Annotated in this window: 12 protein-coding genes and 8 pseudogenes; 6 read left to right on the plus strand and 14 right to left on the minus strand. The window is 55.9% G+C overall.

Annotated elements, in window-relative coordinates; all coding sequences use genetic code 11:
• Nucleotides 1-312 carry a DUF485 domain-containing protein gene (locus WH279_RS22470; protein WP_200644061.1) on the plus strand — a complete coding sequence of 104 codons (312 nt, stop codon included), beginning with the start codon at nucleotides 1-3 and terminating at the stop codon, nucleotides 310-312.
• Nucleotides 309-1,967 carry a cation/acetate symporter ActP gene (gene actP / locus WH279_RS22475; RefSeq protein WP_133842635.1) on the plus strand — a complete coding sequence of 553 codons (1,659 nt, stop codon included), beginning with the start codon at nucleotides 309-311 and terminating at the stop codon, nucleotides 1,965-1,967. The genes WH279_RS22470 and actP overlap by 4 nt, the downstream gene beginning before the upstream one ends.
• A 285-nt stretch (nucleotides 1,968-2,252) precedes the next feature.
• Here actP and WH279_RS22480 read toward each other — a convergent pair whose 3' ends face one another.
• The 3 genes from WH279_RS22480 to WH279_RS22490 all read right to left on the minus strand — a co-directional run bounded on the left by WH279_RS22480 (nucleotide 2,253) and on the right by WH279_RS22490 (nucleotide 4,058).
• Nucleotides 2,253-2,798, minus strand: coding sequence for a YfaZ family outer membrane protein (locus tag WH279_RS22480; RefSeq protein ID WP_133842636.1), 546 nt, complete (start codon nucleotides 2,796-2,798; stop codon nucleotides 2,253-2,255).
• 140 nt (nucleotides 2,799-2,938) lie between these two features.
• Nucleotides 2,939-3,637 (minus strand): LrgB family protein, encoded by a 699-nt coding sequence (locus WH279_RS22485; protein WP_339459047.1) that lies wholly within the window; start codon nucleotides 3,635-3,637, stop codon nucleotides 2,939-2,941.
• Nucleotides 3,630-4,058 carry a CidA/LrgA family protein gene (locus WH279_RS22490; RefSeq protein WP_167864298.1) on the minus strand — a complete coding sequence of 143 codons (429 nt, stop codon included), beginning with the start codon at nucleotides 4,056-4,058 and terminating at the stop codon, nucleotides 3,630-3,632. Before WH279_RS22490 ends, WH279_RS22485 begins: the two co-directional genes overlap by 8 nt.
• A 107-nt stretch (nucleotides 4,059-4,165) precedes the next feature.
• Between WH279_RS22490 and WH279_RS22495 the strand changes: the two genes are divergently transcribed.
• Nucleotides 4,166-5,068, plus strand: a complete 903-nt coding sequence (locus tag WH279_RS22495) for a LysR family transcriptional regulator (protein WP_133842639.1) — start codon at nucleotides 4,166-4,168, stop codon at nucleotides 5,066-5,068.
• Nucleotides 5,069-5,473: 405 nt separating this feature from the next.
• Here WH279_RS22495 and WH279_RS22500 read toward each other — a convergent pair.
• The 4 pseudogenes from WH279_RS22500 to WH279_RS22515 form a co-directional block, all read right to left on the minus strand.
• Nucleotides 5,474-6,958: pseudogene (locus WH279_RS22500) on the minus strand (Na+/H+ antiporter); the annotation flags it as partial.
• 5 nt (nucleotides 6,959-6,963) lie between these two features.
• Nucleotides 6,964-8,037 (minus strand): annotated as a pseudogene (locus WH279_RS22505) (NCS2 family permease); the annotation flags it as partial.
• A gap of 380 nt (nucleotides 8,038-8,417) precedes the next feature.
• Nucleotides 8,418-8,612, minus strand: a pseudogene (locus WH279_RS22510) (glutathione binding-like protein); the annotation flags it as partial.
• A gap of 35 nt (nucleotides 8,613-8,647) precedes the next feature.
• A pseudogene (locus tag WH279_RS22515) lies at nucleotides 8,648-8,865 on the minus strand (redox-sensitive transcriptional activator SoxR); the annotation flags it as partial.
• 113 nt (nucleotides 8,866-8,978) lie between these two features.
• On the opposite strand from WH279_RS22515, the pseudogene WH279_RS22520 reads away from it, so the two are divergent.
• Nucleotides 8,979-9,242, plus strand: a pseudogene (locus tag WH279_RS22520) (helix-turn-helix domain-containing protein); the annotation flags it as partial.
• Here WH279_RS22520 and WH279_RS22525 read toward each other — a convergent pair.
• The 3 genes and pseudogenes from WH279_RS22525 to WH279_RS22535 all read right to left on the minus strand — a co-directional run.
• Nucleotides 9,211-10,551 (minus strand): diguanylate cyclase domain-containing protein, encoded by a 1,341-nt coding sequence (locus WH279_RS22525; RefSeq protein ID WP_339459049.1) that lies wholly within the window; start codon nucleotides 10,549-10,551, stop codon nucleotides 9,211-9,213. The pseudogene WH279_RS22520 and the gene WH279_RS22525 overlap by 32 nt on opposite strands.
• A gap of 444 nt (nucleotides 10,552-10,995) precedes the next feature.
• Complete coding sequence (locus WH279_RS22530; protein WP_445235274.1) at nucleotides 10,996-11,493, minus strand: ATP-grasp fold amidoligase family protein; 498 nt, start codon at nucleotides 11,491-11,493, stop codon at nucleotides 10,996-10,998.
• A gap of 8 nt (nucleotides 11,494-11,501) precedes the next feature.
• Nucleotides 11,502-12,272, minus strand: a pseudogene (locus tag WH279_RS22535) (polysaccharide biosynthesis protein); the annotation flags it as partial.
• Nucleotides 12,273-12,360: 88 nt separating this feature from the next.
• On the opposite strand from WH279_RS22535, the gene WH279_RS22540 reads away from it, so the two are divergent.
• Nucleotides 12,361-12,525, plus strand: coding sequence for a hypothetical protein (locus WH279_RS22540; protein ID WP_339459052.1), 165 nt, complete (start codon nucleotides 12,361-12,363; stop codon nucleotides 12,523-12,525).
• Nucleotides 12,526-12,976: 451 nt separating this feature from the next.
• Here the strand turns inward: WH279_RS22540 and WH279_RS22545 are convergent.
• The 3 genes and pseudogenes from WH279_RS22545 to gstA form a co-directional block, all read right to left on the minus strand.
• Nucleotides 12,977-13,932: pseudogene (locus WH279_RS22545) on the minus strand (DMT family transporter).
• 114 nt (nucleotides 13,933-14,046) lie between these two features.
• Nucleotides 14,047-14,583: pseudogene (locus WH279_RS22550) on the minus strand (AraC family ligand binding domain-containing protein); the annotation flags it as partial.
• Between the two features lie 68 nt (nucleotides 14,584-14,651).
• A complete protein-coding gene (gstA, locus tag WH279_RS22555; protein ID WP_133842660.1) occupies nucleotides 14,652-15,257 on the minus strand; it encodes a glutathione transferase GstA in 606 nt (201 codons plus the stop codon).
• A gap of 214 nt (nucleotides 15,258-15,471) precedes the next feature.
• On the opposite strand from gstA, the gene WH279_RS22560 reads away from it, so the two are divergent.
• A complete protein-coding gene (locus WH279_RS22560; protein WP_339459056.1) occupies nucleotides 15,472-16,404 on the plus strand; it encodes a VirK/YbjX family protein in 933 nt (310 codons plus the stop codon).
• A gap of 6 nt (nucleotides 16,405-16,410) precedes the next feature.
• On the opposite strand, the gene WH279_RS22565 is transcribed toward WH279_RS22560, so the two are convergent.
• Entirely contained in the window at nucleotides 16,411-16,857 is a 447-nt protein-coding gene (locus WH279_RS22565) for a DUF3828 domain-containing protein (protein ID WP_200643835.1), read from the minus strand.
• Nucleotides 16,858-16,958: the final 101 nt, after the last annotated feature.

Below are 16,958 nucleotides of genomic sequence, written 5' to 3' on the forward strand. Positions count from 1 at the left end.
ATGAGCAATGTCCTCTACGAAAGAATAGAACGAAGTGCGAAATTTAAAGAGCTGGTGAGAAAACGCCAGAGCTTTGCCACCCTGCTGTCCGTGATTATGTTAGTGCTGTATGTCGGCTTTATTTTGCTGATTGCTTTTGCCCCTGGCTGGCTCGGTACGCCGCTTTATGAAGGGACCAACGTGACGCGCGGTATTCCGATTGGTGTAGGCTTAATTGTCATTTCTTTCCTGCTGACCGGTATTTACGTCTGGCGTGCTAATGGTGAGTTCGACCGTCTGACCCGCGAACTGCTGAATGAGGTGAAAGGATGAAATCACGCCATCTGTTCTTTGCGCTGGCAGCACTGTTGCCGTGTGGTGTACTGGCTGCCGATGCCATCAGCGGCGCGGTAGAGCGCCAGCCGACCAACGTCGAAGCGATTATCATGTTCCTGATTTTCGTCGCTTTTACGCTGGGGATCACTTACTGGGCCTCCAAACGCACCCGTTCACGCAGCGACTACTACACGGCGGGCGGCAATATTACCGGCTTCCAGAACGGTCTGGCGATGGCCGGGGACTTTATGTCTGCCGCCTCATTCCTCGGGATTTCCGCGCTGGTGTACACCTCCGGTTATGACGGGCTGATTTACTCGCTTGGTTTCCTGGTGGGCTGGCCGATCATTCTTTTCCTGATTGCCGAACGCCTGCGTAACCTCGGCCGCTATACCTTTGCAGATGTGGCCTCTTATCGTCTGAAGCAAAAGCCGATCCGTACCCTCTCCGCCTGCGGTTCTCTGGTGGTGGTGGCGCTGTATCTGATTGCGCAAATGGTGGGGGCAGGCAAGCTTATCCAGCTGCTGTTTGGCCTGGACTACCATGTGGCAGTCGTGCTGGTCGGGATCCTGATGGTGATGTACGTGCTGTTTGGCGGCATGCTGGCCACCACCTGGGTGCAGATTATCAAAGCCGTGCTGCTGCTGTTCGGCGCCAGCTTTATGGCGATTATGGTGATGAAAACCGTTGGCTTCAGCTTCAATACGCTGTTTACCGAAGCGATGAAGGTGCACCCGAAAGGCATCGCCATTATGAGCCCCGGCGGACTGGTGCATGACCCGATATCGGCGCTGTCACTCGGACTGGGCCTGATGTTTGGTACCGCCGGGTTGCCACATATTTTGATGCGCTTCTTTACCGTCAGCGATGCGCGTGAAGCACGTAAGAGCGTGTTCTGGGCCACCGGCTTTATGGGCTATTTCTACTTCCTGACCTTTATTATCGGGTTTGGTGCCATTCTGCTGGTCGGGGCTAATCCAGCGTTTAAGGATGCGACGGGGGCACTGATTGGCGGCAATAATATGGCGGCGGTGCATCTGGCCGACGCGGTGGGCGGCAGTCTGTTCTTAGGCTTTATCTCTGCCGTGGCCTTCGCCACCATTCTGGCGGTGGTCGCGGGTCTGACGCTGGCCGGCGCCTCTGCGGTGTCACACGATTTGTATGCCAGCGTGTTCCGTAAGGGCCAGGCGAGCGAGCGTGATGAGCTGCGGGTGTCGAAGATCACCGTGGTGCTGCTGGGGATTGTGGCGATCCTGCTGGGCATTATGTTTGAGAAACAGAATATTGCGTTTATGGTCGGGCTGGCGTTCTCGATTGCGGCCAGCTGCAATTTCCCGATTATTTTACTGTCGATGTACTGGTCGAAGCTGACCACGCGCGGGGCAATGATTGGCGGCTGGCTGGGTCTGCTGACGGCGGTGCTGCTGATGATCCTCGGCCCGACGGTGTGGGTGCAGGTGCTGGGCCATGCCAAAGCCGTGTTCCCGTATGAGTATCCGGCGCTGTTCTCCATGCTGGCAGCATTTATCGGTACGTGGCTGTTCTCGGTGACCGATAACTCGGCATCGGGTGCGGAAGAACGTCAACGCTTCCAGGCGCAGTTTGTGCGATCGCAAACCGGTGTCGGCATTGAGGGTGGGAAAGGGCATTAACACGGAACCCGTACGGGCGAGGCACGCCTCGCCTATGTCAAACGGGTCGGGCATGCCCGACCCCTACGGGTATATGTACCATCACCGTAGGGGGCGGCACGCCTCGCCTGTGTCAAACCGGATCGGGCATGCCCGACCCCTACGGGTATATGTATCATCATCGTAGGGGCGAGGCACGCCTCGCCTATGTCAAACGGATCGGGCATGCCCGACCCCTACGGGTATATGTACCATCACCGTAGGGGCGAGGCACGCCTCGTCCGTATCAAACAGGGTGGCAGGGCGTTAGAAGTGCAGCGCGGCGCCCACGTATGGACCATCAGCAACGACATTATCTTTACGGCCATCTTTGCCGTTCAGCGTCATATATTTGTAACCCACGCTCACATCCACCAGAGAGATCGGCTGGAAGCTCACGCCCGCAGACGCTTCCTGGTAGTTATCGATGTGGCTGGAAAACGAATCAGGAGAGTAGAAATACTCACCGTACACGTTAAACATTTTGGTCACGGGCACTTTCACGCCGCCACCAATGGCAATCGCGTAGCCATCTTTCGTGTCTTTCGGATTAGTAGACAACGCTTTAACGGTCGGAGACAGGAACACATCGCCAATCGCGACGTTGTAACCCAGACCCAGGCTCTCTACATTGCCATCGTGATCGCTACGCAGCCAGTCACCGGAAAGCGCAAAACCAGGGGTTGTTGTCCCCAGGCCAACGTGAACATCAGTGTAATCCTTACCCACACTCACGCCACCTTCGATAGCCTGAGCAGAGCCTGCCAGCGCCAGCAGCGCCAGTGCGCCAGTTGTCATTGCCACTCTTTTCATTTTATTCTCCTGATTAATTTTTACTCACGCCTTGATGCGGCGGGCTTGCAGAGTAAACCAACCGTCCCTGAAATTATATGAGAAACAAACTAATCACGTTGAATTTGAGTAACCTTACAAACGCACTGAATCCTGCCCTGTTAGCCAACCGCCCACATGATATGCCCGATAGCAGGCGCTATCACCACGGTCACGACGCCGGATAACATCATCACTAAACTTGAAACCACGCCCTCCTGCTGACCCAGCTCATAAGCGCGTGCCGTACCGGCGCCGTGAGATGCCGCACCGAATCCGGCCCCTCGCGCCAGGCCTTGTTTGATGGCAAGACGCAGGAACAGCAGGTCACCCACTGCCATGCCAAACACCCCGGTGATCACCACAAACAACGCCACCAGATCCGGCTGCCCGCCCAGTTGCTTCGCTGCCGCAAGGGCAAACGGCGTGGTGATGGAACGCACTGCCAGGCTGCGCTGAATACTCTCCGGCAACGCCAGCATCTGCGCCAGCCACACCGAACTGCATACCGCTACCGCCGTGGCGGTGATCACCCCGGCACTGAGCGACATCCAGTGACGACGAATGATCGCCATGTTCTCATACACCGGCACCGCAAACGCCAGTGTGGCCGGGCCAAGCAGCCACAGGAGCCAGCGGCTTTCACTGATGTAGTCCTGCCAGGAGATATGGGCCACCACCAGTAGCGCTACCAGCACCATCGGTGTCATCACCAGGGGCATCAGCAGCAGGCGGTGCCAGCGGCGATACAGCCGTTTATTGCAGAAGTAGACGGCCACTGTGGCCAGCAGACATAACACGCTGAGGATAAAATCATTCATCGCCCTTCCCCTGTTTACGTGCCGCCAGCCATAGCTCGAAACGATACACGCGATCCACCACCAGCGAGGTAGCCCCCAGAACCAGCAGCGTACTGACGCCAATCACCAGCAGAATACGCCAGCCTTCGAGGCGCAACAGATCGCCGTAGTTAACCACCGCCACCACGGCCGGAACAAAGAACAACAGCATTTCAGCCAGCAGCCAACTGGCACCGGCTTTGACCCACCCCAGCGGCATCACGCGCAGCATAATCATCGACAACAGCAACAACATCCCGACGATGTTGGCGGGAAGGGGTAAATGCAGCCAGCTCACCAGTTGTTCTGAGACTAAAAACAGCCCGACATAAAGCGCCACCTGTAGCGGAACCTGTACCCGATGCCGCCAGGCAGAACCCTGTGGACGAAGTGCCAATGCCATGCTGTTTTCCCCCATGTGAATGTTTTTATGGGAAAGAGTATAAAGCGGTAACAAAGGGTGAAAAAAATGACTTAATATTATCCCAACTATGCCAGACAGGAATAATTATGGACGTTCGCGCCCTGCGCTACTTTGTGGAAGTGGTTCGTCAGCAAAGCTTCACCCGTGCCGCCGAGCAGCTCTACGTCACACAGCCGACCATTAGCAAGATGTTGCGCCAGCTGGAGGATGAGCTGGGCTGCACCTTACTGATCCGTGAGGGGCGTAAACTGCATCTGACGGATACCGGGCAGGCGGTTTACCAGCGCGGCGTGACCATCCTGCAAGAGTTTAAGCAGCTGGAAGCGGAAATCAGCGATATCAACGAGCTAAAAACCGGCGAGCTGCGCCTGGGTATTCCCCCGATGGTGGGGATGCAGATTGCGGGTTCGATCTCCGCATTTCGTCAGCGTTATCCGGGCGTGGAGCTGAAAATATCCGAGTTTGGCGGCCTGACGGTGCAGCAGGCCGTGCTGTCCGGCAGCCTGGATATTGCCATGACCGCCCTGCCGGTCGCTGATGATTTACCGCTGAATTCGCTGTCGCTGATGAGCCACCCGCTGTGCGTGCTGGTACCCCGTACCGAGGCCTGGTTGCGCCGCAGCCATATGCCGATCAGTGAGCTGGCCGGGCACCCGATCCTGATCTATAACGAAGAATTTTCCCTTAATCGCCAGCTGATGCGGGCGTTTCAAGCCAGTGGTTTTACTCCGCAGATTGCGGTGCGCAGCGGGCAGTGGGATTTTCTGGCGGCGATGGTGCAGGCAGGCATGGGCGTGGCGATTCTGCCGGAGCCTATCTGTCAGCGTCTGGATAAAAGCCAGCTTCTGTGGCTGCCGCTGGAGTCGGATCTGGTGTGGAATCTGGGATTAATCTGGCGCGAGGGGAGCTATCTGTCGCGCAGCGCACAGGCATGGATTACCTGTTGTCGCGAGTTCTGGCCGGGCGAAACACCGCGCATTTCATTGTAAACCCGCCGGGCGGGCATGCCGCCCCCCCACACGAAATAGACACCGTCTAATTATCGTAGGGGTCAGGCATGCCCGACCCACCAAAACCACACGAAATAGACACCGCGGATTATCGTAGGGGTTGGGCATGCCCGACCCACCAAAACCACACGAAATAGACACCGCGGATTATCGTAGGGGTTGGGCATGCCCGACCCACCAAAACCACACGAAATAGACACCGCGGATTATCGTAGGGGTTGGGCATGCCCGACCCACCAAAACCACACGAAATAGACACCGCGGATTATCGTAGGGGTGGGGGCATGCCCGACCCACCAAAACCACACGAAATAGACACCGCGGATTATCGTAGGGGTCGGGCATGGCCCGACCCACAAAACGCACGGGACCGCCCGTGCGCAGTTATTCCTCTTTCTCGATCAACAGCGTTTCCAGCAGGTCGAGATCGTGCAACAGCTTCTGCATCGTCTCATTACTGATTTGCTGCGTGGCCCGCAGGTGATACAACTCCGCGCGCTCAGAACGCAGAGCGCTCAGACGGAAACGTCGCTCAAGGTTTTCGGCAAACAGCGCGCGCTCCATATCCTCTTTGCCATCCACACGGCGACGCAGATTGCCCATCACCCGTGAACTGACCTCTTTCAACAGCTCGGGGTCGATGTTCTCTTCCGTATCGACCATCAGGCGTTCTTCCATCTTATGCAGGCTGTCGATGGCGACACTCGCCATCGTCGCACGCGCCATCTGTAGCTCACGGCGGTGGCCCGCTTTATCGACACCTTCAACGCCTCGCAGCAGCAGCGGCAGCATGACCACCCCCACCAACAGCGAGAACAGGATCACCCCGGTCGCCAGGAACACCAGCTCATAACGCGCCGGGAAGTCATTCCCGTTACTCAGCAACAGCGGAATTGACAATACACCGGCCAGGGTAATCGCGCCGCGTACCCCGGCGAAGGAAGCAATCAGCAGCTCACGCGTCGAGTAGGTGGAAAATTCCATCGGCCGTTTTTTTAACGCCGTGCGGCTGATAAGGCGCATGGTCCACAGCCAGCCAAAACGCACGATCATCAGCGCCATATAGATCAGCACCACCGAGGCAAACAGCACCCACAGCTCAACGTTCGGGTCGGCATCGGCCTGGCGCACGGAGATTTCCAGAATGCCTGGCAGTTGCAGGCCCAGCATCAGGAAGACCATGCCGTTAAACACGAATTCCAGCATCTGCCAGACGCTGTTAGCACGCAGGCGCATAGCCAGCGGCGCCTGACGGATAATCCCGGAGCGTGAAATGGTCATCCCGGCGGCAACCGCCGCAAGAATGCCGGACACGCCGATATGTTCGGCAATCAGATAAGACGCAAACGGCAGCAGCAGCAGCAGCACGGTCTGCGTGGCCGGATCATCGCCACTCCAGCGGCTGAACAGGCGCAGTGATTTACCGTACAACCAGCAGATGGCGATACCTGCCAGCAGGCCACCGATCGCCACTTTTGCGAATTCCAGCGAGGCCCCGGACACGGTAAACACCATCGTGCCCATCGCCACGGCGACGGCGAACTTCAGCGACACCAGGCCGGATGCGTCGTTCATCAACGCTTCGCCTTGCAGTATCCCCATAATTTTTTTCGGAATGCGCCCCTCGCCGACAATACCGGAGAGCGCCACTGCATCGGTCGGTGACAACACGGCCGCCAGTGCAAAGGCCGACAGCAGCGGAATACCCGGCACCAGCCAGTAAATCAGGTAGCCAATCCCGACAACGGTAATCAGCACCAGCACCAGCGCCAGGCCAAGGATCTCGCGCCCGTGGCGCAGAAACTCACTGGTCGGGGTTTTCCAGCCGTCAGCAAACAGCAGCGGCGGGATAAACAGCACTAAAAACAGCAACCCGGAACCAGGTACGCCAGCGGCGACAGGAACAGGATCATCAGGAACAGCACACCGACCACGATGGCTGTCAGACCCGTTTTGCCGCCGGCTGCCGTTCCGGCTGCCGACTCAATGTAAACGGCAGCCGGGGCCGCGCCGACCAGACCTGAGAAGATGCTGCTCAGTGAGTCCGTGGTCAGGGCCTTGCCGCCGTTGATAATCTGATTGTCTTTATCCAGCAGGTTCGCCTGCCCGGCGACGGCACGGATGGTGCCGGTGGCATCAAATACCGCCGTCATCACCAGCGCCAGCACGCTTGGCAACACCGCCGGTTTTAATGCCCCAAGGATATCCAGGCTAAACACCAGCGAGTTACCCTGCGCATCGCTCAGGCTTGGCATCGCAAACAGCCCCTGATAGGTCACCGCCGGGTCGAAGATCAGGCCAAGCACCGAGATGGCAATAATCGTCAGCAGAATGCCACCCGGCACGCGCAGCTTCTCCAGACCAAAAATCACCGCCAGCCCGACCAGCGTCATCACCACCGGGAAAGAGGGGAAGTGACCCAACGCCACCGGCAGGCCCGGACCCGGGTTTTTCACCACCAGGCCCACACCGTCAGCGGCAATCAGCAGCAGGAACAAGCCAATGCCGACGCCCGTACCGTGTGCCACACCCATCGGCAGGTTACGCAGTATCCAGGCGCGAATGCCGGTTGCGGAGATCAGGGTAAACAGGACGCCCATCAGGAACACCGCACCCAGCGCAACCGGTACGCTGATCTGCTGGCCCAGCACAAGGCTAAAGGCAGTAAATGCCGTCAGCGAGATCGCACAGCCAATAGCCAGCGGCAGATTGGCCCACAAGCCCATCAGCAGTGAACCAAAACCGGCCACCAGGCAGGTCGCGACAAAGACCGCCGTTGGCGGGAAACCCGCTTTGCCCAGCATCGAGGGCACCACAATCACGGAATAGACCATCGCCAGGAAGGTCGTAAGACCGGCCAGGATTTCCTGACGGACGCTACTGCCGCGCGCAGAAATTTTGAACCAGGCGTCTAAAGAGCCGCTGGCCGGTTGAGAAGGAGCTGACATCGTAATCCCCTGAGATTTCTTATGAGTTATCGCTGCGTGGTACCCCTGTATCCCAGCGGTAGTCGACGTTTGCATCCCTGGCGCAATATACGCGGTACAAAAACCTCAGGGCGAGGCGCAGACCGGATAAAGGCAAACGTTTCGCAAAAAATCGCTAAATTGCCGTGCATTTTTATCCTCTGAGAAAGAGGAAAGATGAACGCAAACGATTATCCTGTGTTTAATGGTGCATTTTCAACACCTGTTATTGCTTAAATTTGCATAATCCTTGATTTACACCCGCGCCGGTAATCAATGCTTCTGATGGTAGCGGCAGGTTCCCCTGCCCTCTAATAGCGCTTTCTTATGACCGCTATCCGCAACCTGAAGCAGGAACGCATTCAGTCGAGACGAACTTCACCCCCCTGCTGTAGTGCGCGCTGCCAGGCCGCACGGCTTTGCACCTTCTGCAACCAGGCCTGAATCGCCGGGCTGTCGGCCGCGCCACCGCGTGCGGTGAGTGCTTGCAGCGGAAAACTCATCTGCACATCCGCAATGCTGAAGCGGCTACCGGCAAACCATTCATTCCGGGCGATGCTGTTCGATCGCGATTTTCATCGGTGATCACCGGGCCGGGGGAATACTGCATCAGGCTGTCGCTGATCGTGGCCAGGGGGATGCCGATGCGCTGGGCAATCTTGATCACCGCCACACGCCTCAGCACGTCACGCGTGTAGCGTTAATCCTTTGCTCATAGAAATGCAGCGTCGAAACCGCCACACCGCAACGCTGTGCCACATCGCCGGGGGTCAGCTCGCGCTTGTTGGGATTACTGATACTTTTTTTCATTTAGCGCTTTACCTCAAGTTAACTTGAGGAATTATACTCAGCCTCCATTGAGATCGCGACCTATTGACGCAGAGACGACGACATCATCAGCACCCTGACTGACTGGATCGACAGAACGCCGTCTGACGCTGGCCGCCGAAGCGCTGCGTCTGACGCAACGTCCGGTATTTGATATTGCCATGCAGTACGGTTATGACTCCCAGCAGACGTTTTCACGCGTGTTTCGCCGCCAGTTTTCACAGACACCGACCGCCTATCGTCACACCATGCGCCATGCATCCCTGAAGCGCAGCAGCTGGGCATTCGACTGTAGCGACTATGCCACCAGCAGCTTCAGCCAGCGGGTCAGTGAAAAATCCTGCCCGACTTGCAGCTAACGCGGCTAATGACGACCCGTTGCCACCGCCACCGGGGGGGCAAGCCGGGTATCTCCTGCCCCCAGTAAGACGGTGATAAGTACCAGCCGCCACCCAGCTCCTTAATGTGATACATCGCCGCATCGGCCTGCGCAATCAGTGCCTCCGGCGAGCGGTGGTTTTTTGCCAACGCCACACCCACGCTTAACGACTGCACCACCTGCGCGCCTTCCGGCAGCGCGATGGGCGGCTGCATGGCTTCAATAATATCGCGAGCCACCTGAGCCACCTGCTCCTCCCGTTCGACCGTCGATAACACCACAGCAAACTCATCACCGCCCAGGCGTGCCACCAGATCGCCTTTACGCAGGCGCTCACGCAGACGCTGGGCTGTGACCATCAGCACATGATCGCCGGCGGCGTGACCGTAGCGGTCATTCACCTGCTTAAAACGATCACCGTCGATAAACAGCACGCTGACCTGCTGGCAGGTTTGCGGGTCGTCCAGCAGCCTCTGCAGCTGTTGTTCAAAGGCTTTGCGATTGGGCAGCCCGGTCAACGCGTCATGCAGCGTCTGGTGTGTCAGCGAGTCATTCTCACTTTTCAGATGTCGCTGCCACTGGTCCAGCTCATCGAGCAGGCTGTTGAAATCACCACTCAGTTTATCCAGCTCGGCAATCGAGGAAGAGGGTACGCGCAGGGAGAAAGCACGCCGTTTGCGCACATCATGCGCGACGGAGGCAATATTTTGCAGCCCCTGTAAAATGCCGGCGTGCATCCGCCGCGCCAGGTAGATCGCCAGAATAGCGGTAATCAACAGACTGCCACCGAGCCACAGCAGCGCCTGCCCCAGATAATGCAGCACGCGTGAAGCATCACCGCTGATCCACACCCGGCCGACCTCCTGATGGTTGTGCATCACGGGGGCACTGACCGGCTTCGGGAAAAGCCAGCGAGCCACGATGGCACCGACGCCGTGGGGATCTTCGCCGCCCGGTGCCTGCCATTGGGCCAGCAGCTGCTGGTCAGCGCGATAAACGCGCCCGACCGCAAACTCCGTACGCGTCCCCATCTCACGCAGAATACTCTCTGCGCTTGCCGCATCGTTCTGGATCACCGCTGTCTGGGCGCTGTAACTGACGCTGGCTGCAACCAGCTGGATATTGTTTTCCGCATAGTTGCGTAGCACATACATTGACAGTGCAGAAAGCGATAACCCGCTGAACAGCAGCGACACCACAATAATCACCAGATGAATGCGTTGAAATGACTGGCGCATGGTCGGTAATTCACGCGCCACATTCACCGCCTCGTTTTGCCTGATCTTCATGCTTACTCCCCCTCCGCCGTTCAGCGGATAACGTGCCCGGCATCCACGCGGGTAACTTGCCCGTCACGATCGCGGTTGATGTGAAAGACCCGAAAGCCAGGAGTGACCAATCTTTATTATTTTCTGCTTCTTGCAGAGGCATTATTAGTTAAGATATTTTTTTGGGATGATTTACGGAATAGAAAACCCGCCCTGGACTAATTCAGGGAAATAATAAACAGGGAGAAATGTTTGGCAAAATCCTACAGATCATCGATAGTCTCTTAAACCGTTTAATCTGACTTGATAATAATACGCAATTACCGGCAACACTGCCGTTTTACGATCCTGCAACCACATATCCCCCATGATCTGATTCAGACCATTTTCAGTCCGGTCACCATACCTGCGCCTGGCGTAAACGTCAGCTCACCGAAGTAGATGTGCCCTTCATGGATGTACCAGTCAACACGTCCAGCGTCTCGCTGTCTGCACTGATATGCGGTAGTGGATCTCGCGCGCATGGTGCGAGAAGTCCTTATGCAGCCACTCATCACAGCGCTTGATCAGCAGCTGTTTCTGGATGCAGTCGGGTTCTTCCAGCACAATTTCCACCATGCCTGAGCCGTGATTAGGTTTGATTACCGTGTTTTTCAGGCTCGGCAAGCTCAGTAACGAAATCGGGTCATCGGTCTGATGAATCAGCGGAATCAGGTAATCTTCGCCGATGGTGTCAGCAATATATTCCCTGACCAGTAATTTATCTGACAAATTGGCATAGCGCACATGGTCACCAGTGACATATTTACGATACAGAATCTTCTCATTGAATAACTTAGGTTCCCGGATATTGGGAATACGTTTGAATTTCTGAAAGTAATAAATTTTATCCTGGTAAGACCAAGGCATTTTTTTGAGCAGGTAAACAAAACCCTTTCTCAACTCTGCTTTGAGCTTCAACATGATTTACCTCATCTGTAGGTTTTGTAGTTGAGTGAGGAAAGCTGTATTTTAAGAATGACGCCATTCTTAAAGAAATAATTCATTATCGTCAGGGACAGGAGTTCGGTGATAAACACGCTCCAGGCTGCGCCTGTTAATCCCCAGGAATGGATAAAGAAGTAAGATGTTGCCAGACCAATAACGACCAGCAGAATCACTTTCACCAGTAAGTAATTGAAACCACCCTCTTTCACCATGTAGCGATACGCTACGGTCCCCATTGCCGAAAAGCAGGTTGCTAACGACAACAACGTAATGAGGTTTCCCGATTGTGTGTAATCTTGCCCATACAGGCTGTTAATGATCCTGTCACCAAACAGCGTGACAACGGAGAGCATCAAAAGTGAAACTGCCATAACATAGCCATTAAGCCGTGAAGCCAGTTTTACTGCCACATCCGCACGTTCCCTGAAAATTTCAGAGAAACAGGATGTAATGATCGCCACCGGAATAAAAATCCATGAGGCGGAAATGGTGTTCGCTGCGGTAAACAGGCCAAGGTCCTGGGCCGAACTCACCCCAATAAGAAAGAACTGTGCGGTCTTCACCTGAACGGCGATAAAGACGCTGGAAATCGCCAGCGGCAGCCCCGCATGCAGTAAATAACGCAGATAATTCTTACGCTTATGTCGCGGCGGTGGGCTGATAGTGTTGGTCTTATAAAAGCGACTGCGCTTAATCAGGTAGGGTACCAGCGTGACGGCGACAATGGACAGGGACAACCACAGCGGGCTGAGCTTGCACGCATTCCTTTTGGCGTGCCAAAAATGGCAATAGTCTGAATAATTGAAAACAGTGAGGCAGAAATTAGAAGAGAAGGTCCACAATATGGAACGTGAGCTCCAGTCGCTGTCATCAGACAAAGAGATGCTACAAAGCGTGCTGAAAAACTTTTTCACCACGAATGACAAACGGCAAGCCGTTAATTTCTTACAGGATACGTTCGACATTGGAACGCGCCGTAGCTGTCGTCTGCTGGATATCAGCGTGTAATAGTACCAAAATAAAATATTTAATTGTCATCCCGCTCTATTATTTGGCTGTAACTTATCCAGGCACCAGCTAAAATCTCAATAGCATCAAGGCTTTCAATGCGCGTTTATCTTTGCAGCATTTATCATTTATCAGAATACCCCTCCCCCTGTGACCGTTGAATGACGCTTCTACTTATCATTAGCGCCTCTTTCTCTTTCGTCTCACTGTCATAATCGACGATTTTTTATTCACATCATTCGAGTTAATACTGGTCTGATCTGGGAAAAGTCGTCTCAAAAATGGAGGTTTTTACATTGAGTAGGGAGGGTTACTGTACAAAAAAAGGCGATATGTGGATTAGCGATAATTCTCATAGCCGAACAATCCCTGCTTATGGCAGGCAATCCGCCCGGGGCCCTGACCCGCGCCTGACTGAAGATGCTCGCTGTCAGTCAGGCTGCCCGCGTTTTTATCCGCAATTTTCAATGGCTTTACGACCGCTTCTGGTTATACGCATAGCACTGACGACCCCCACCATCAGGCACAAGATGCCACATAGCGTCAGCAGTGGCGGCCATGACTGGCGCAACAGGAAGGTGTAAGCCAGCCCGGCGAGGATTTCAAACACAATCAGCGGGCCCACTAAGACTGTGGGTAAGCGCTGGCTCGCTTCATTCCAGCACAGCGTCCCCAGCCAGGAGCAGAACAGCGCAATCGCCAGCATCAGCGCAATAAAGACCGCCGGGCGTGGGCCAAACGGGAGCGCAAACGAAACATCGCTAAGATGCAGTTGCCCCATAACCAGCAAATACCCGACCAGCGCCAGCGGCAGCGTCACCAGCCCCTGCGCAGTGGCCCAGGTGGCAGGACGAATCGCGTGCTGGCGTAGCCAGCGGGCATTGCGCAGCGGATACCATGTCCAGCACACTACCGCCGTAAAGGCCAGCGCCATCCCACTCACATAACGCCACATGTCCACCGGATGCGTGGTGCCCGTCAGCTCCGCCACATTCACGCACACCAGCCCGACGACGATCAATAACAGAGCCGGAACTTACCCCAGCGCAGATGCCCTTCATCGCCGCCGTAAAACAGATTGGCACTGACCGAGATCACCACCGGCAGCGTACCGATAATCATGGTCGATATCGGTGCGCCAGTACGCTGGATCGCCGTTGCCAGGCAGGCGTAATAGAGCAGGTTACCGACAAACGTCAGTTTAAAAGCCTCCCGCCAGTCACGGCGGGTCAACGCCGCCAGACGATGGCGATCCTGCCAGGCCAGCGGCAGCGCAATCAGACCAAAGGCCAGATAGCGGCCCATCGACTGCAGCGTCCCAGGATACTCAGGCACCAGCAGCGGCCCGACAAAAATCAGCCCCCACATCAACCCGGCGCTCAGTGCAAATAAAATACCCGATAACATCGTCTACTCCAGACAGAGAAAACACCATTATGGGAAAAACGGAGGTCAGGAGATTGTAGCAAATTGCGATCAGCGCAACGCATACAGCCGGAACGCCATCAGCATCACATGATAGTGTGCTTTGACCTGATCGAAACGATGGCGGGGTTCAGCCGCTAAGGGCCGCGCAATGCGGGCATGAGGACGTAACAGATCGCACAGCGTGAGCAGCAGGCCATCCGTCGTCAGCGGATCGTCGGTCTGCCACAGGTTTTCCAGCAACCTTGAGAGCTGTGCTGCGCGCTGCGGATCATGGCAGACCGCCTGCTCAAACCACCAGCCCGTTTCCCCGGTTAAGGCAGCAAGGCGCTGAGGTTCAATATAGATCATGCGGTATTGCCATCCGCCCTCCGTGGCGGATTCCCCCGTGTGTAACTCATCGGGATTCATCAAGACCAGCGAGTCGACAGGCGCCACATGCTGCACCCCGCGATAACGAAAACGCTCGGCACCCCGATCGATAGTCCCGATGCCGAACGCTTCATGCGTGTGAGGTTCAAACGCGTAGCGGGTGATATGGGCGCGATACAGTTCGACGCCCTGCTGCCCGGAAAGATGGCGGAAGCTGGCACGATCCTGCTCATAGCTGAACTGCTCAGGAACCCCTTCCACAGCCGACTCCGTTAAGAAAATGATGAGGGTGCCAGCTTACGATCTTTACCCGCAGCGATCCAGACGCCTTAGATCAGGCCTTCGGCTTTCAGTGCTCGCTGTACCGCAGGGCGTGCTGCCACGCGGCCTGCAAACGCCTGCAGCTCAGGCCAGCTGTCGAGCGAGAAGCCAACCACTTTGCTCCAGCCCAGCACGGTAAACAGATAACCATCTGCCACGGTGAACTGCTCACCCTGGAGCCAGGTTTTCCCGGCCAGTGCGGAAGAGAGCCAGTCGAGGCGTTTATTGAGTGTCGCCACGGTCGCCTGCTTCCAGTCAGGGGTCTGGGCCGGGTTAAACAACGCACCCATTGGCTTATGCAGTTCCGTTGAGATAAAGCTCAGCCACTCAAGCACTTTGTAACGTTCTGCGGTGCCCGCCGCCGGGATCAGGCCTGCTTCCGGTTTCAGGTCGGCCACATACTGCGCAATCACCGTACCTTCTGTCAGCAGGCTGCCATCATCCAGCAGCAGTGCAGGAATGTAGCCTTTGCTGTTAATGGTCGTGAAGTCAGCGCCGGTTTCGGTTTTTTTCGTTTTAAGATCAACCTTTTCCAGCGTGAACGTTGCCCCAACTTCTTCGAGCGCGATATGCGGGGAGAGCGAGCAGGCACCGGGGGTATAGAACAATTTCATCAGACTTATTCCTTGTTGATTAGAGAGCGTCAGAGTACGCGAGCCAGTCTACGCCGCCTTTAGCGGTTGATGCCACGCATGCTTACAAATCCTGAAGATTAAACGCCAGCCAAACGGCCGCATGGTTGCCTGAAGCATCCCACAGGCATTGACTCACCATTGATTATCGCCGTGGTTGAATACGTTTTTCTTACACCAGGTCGGATCACACATCATGTCAGAAACGTTGACGCTTACGCGCCCGGAGAACGGGTTATCGCTGTTCCAGCACCTGCTTAACGGCAGAATGCTCCCAGGCCCGATCTGGCACAGTACCGCCTGGCGGACCAAATTTTTACTGCGCTCACTGGCCTTTCCTCTGGCCACTCTCCAGCACATGCAGCAGATTGCCACCCTGCCCGTGATGCAGGATGCGCTGCATCTGCAGCCGACCTTGCCCAATAAGATCCACCGGCCTTATCTGCATCTCGGCCTGTCTGCGGGCCAGCGGGTACAGGTACTGAGCCAGCACTACCATTTTGTGCAACAGCTCCCTTCCCAGGCATTACGCCATGCCCTGCTCTCACCCCACCCCACCCCACTGGCCAGCTTCAGTGGCAAAGAGGGCGAGCATTTTCAGCTCACACTGACCTGCAACGGCCGCTGCGAGCGTGAGGGTGAAGTGAATATGATGCTGCATGGCGATGGAACGCTGCTGGCGATACTGACGTTCGTCATCGTTGAACGTGACAGCTTGCCGGTGCTGTTGATCGGAGGAATACAGGGCGCGCACAGCGATACGCCCCATGCGCTGATCCGCTCGGCAACCAAGTCCTGTTATGGGTTATTCCCGAAACGTGTCCTGCTGGAAGGAGTATCACTGCTGGCACGGGGCATGGGTATCAGCGCCATTCAGGCCGTCAGCGATCGCGGCCATACGTATCGCAGCCTGCGCTACCGCTTTAAAAAGAAGGCCGTGTTTGTCGCCAGTTATGATGAGTTCTGGCAGTCACTGGATGGCGTGCCACTTTGCCGTCGCCTCTGGCAACTGCCGCTGGCGTTCAGCCAGAAAACGATGGAAGAGATCCCCAGTAAAAAACGTGCGGAGTATCGCCGCCGCTATGGGCTAATGGAGAGCCTCAACGAGCAGTTTATGCGCCTGCACTGAGTGGGGTCAGGGGGCAGAAGGGGCTTCCTGTTCAACGTCGTCAATCTTCCAACCATCGTGATCCTGCACCAGCGTGACCAGCAGATGCTGCTGGTCAGCAGGGTCACGCCCGAGGGTGACATCGCCAGAGGCCCGGTTACCGTTTAGCGTAAATCGGCTGACGCTGACATTGTTGACCCAGCTGTCGCTGTAGTCTTGATCCTGGAGGAAATAATCATCGTCCATACCGTCCGGGCTTTTGATCAGCAGATTGATTTTTTTCAGCAGCCGCTCAGTAACATACTCATTTAATAACGGGTCGTGTTCATCAATCGGGCTTTCTTCTTTGTTCAGCGCCGCCAGATACCAGCTGTAAAAGGCCAGGCTGGTGCTCTGGGGATCGTCGTTATGCGCTGCCGCCGCTGCCTGAAAAGCAACGAAAGACACCACCAGCATCAGCAACCACTTTTTCATGCAAACCATCCCGGATAACACCGCTATTCATTTCTGCCACCTGTACGCTGACAGGGCGCCAGTGATTGTATTGAATTTATCCGGCTAAGCCAGCGTCTTCC

This window comes from Erwinia sp. MYb375 (genome assembly GCF_037479175.1).
In the GTDB taxonomy this organism is placed as follows: domain Bacteria; phylum Pseudomonadota; class Gammaproteobacteria; order Enterobacterales; family Enterobacteriaceae; genus Erwinia; species Erwinia rhapontici.